Source organism: Nocardia brasiliensis IFM 10847 (genome assembly GCF_000710915.1).
GTDB classification, from domain to species: domain Bacteria; phylum Actinomycetota; class Actinomycetes; order Mycobacteriales; family Mycobacteriaceae; genus Nocardia; species Nocardia brasiliensis_A.
The window spans coordinates 1-1,049 of sequence record NZ_BAUA01000214.1 but is presented as its reverse complement, the minus strand read 5'-3'; the positions used below and the strand labels follow the sequence as shown (position 1 = coordinate 1,049).

Below are 1,049 nucleotides of genomic sequence, written 5' to 3'. Positions count from 1 at the left end.
ATACGTCCATGTCGAAAGCTGGTCGGTAGTTGGGGAACACACAGCCTTGCTTGAACCCGGTGTTGGTGCGCATCGTTTTATCGCAGCGCAGCGTGTTCATGTCGAACCAGACCTTGCCTGTATCGCTGTAGGAAGCGTCGAAGTTGCCGAATTTGACTTCCAGTCGTGTACCACGGGTATCGACCGCGCCGTCGTTCATCGGCTGTTCGTCGAACCACATCTGCACTGTCAAACTGCCGCCTTGGGGCACCAAAGTGCCCTGCTTCGGACCGGCATAGCGTGAGTTGTTCTTGTCGAAGTTCGCGCCGCTGACCTTGTATAAAAACACCGGCTTTCCCACCTCGCCTGTGGCGGTGCCGAACTCGAACTTGAACTCCTCGACGAATCCGCCGGCTTTGTGCGAGCTGCGCAGACCTGCGGTGACGGTGACGGGGATCGTGGACACGGTCTGGCCCCGGATGTATTTGATCGGTTCCTGATACCTCAGGCACCCGAACTTCCGCCCGCCTCGCCATTGCATGTCGGCCGGGACGTTGAAACAGCGTGGATCGATGACGGCATCGGAGGTGTCAATGCTGGACAGCGTCGGTTCCTCCAGGTCGGCCAGATCCCATCCGACGCAGTTCGGTTCGCAGCTCTCCTTCCCACCCGCGGGCCCCGACACCAGTTGAACACCTTGATTGGCCGATGTGCCCGCCCGCGAGTCCGCGGCGAAGCCGGCCACGGTCGTCGGAGTCGGCCCGTCGACGTTCGGTGCGATCTCTCCGTCGTCTACGACAGCGGCATCGGCGATCTGTTGTGTGGGCCAGCTCATGAGGCCGTACTCGAACTGCTGGCGGCTGTTGGATCCGTTGACGATCTGGTCGGCAGTGGGGTAACCCCAACTGCCCTGTTCGTACCCGGAAAATGCCCATTTATTGAGGATTCCGCCGCTCACCGGATGGGGACCGAACTGCGGAGTCCAGTAGATGACGCCGCGCTCGAATCGGTTGAACCGTCCCGCCCCGTCCGGCGTCCCGGTCTCGTCGGAGGTGGGGTAGCCGAGATAC

Annotated in this window: 1 protein-coding gene; it reads right to left on the bottom strand. The window is 61.3% G+C overall.

Going from position 1 to position 1,049, the window contains the following annotated elements; genetic code table 11:
* A partial coding sequence (locus NBRGI_RS45790; protein WP_370627931.1) for an LGFP repeat-containing protein occupies window positions 1-1,049 on the bottom strand: 1,049 nt, incomplete at both ends.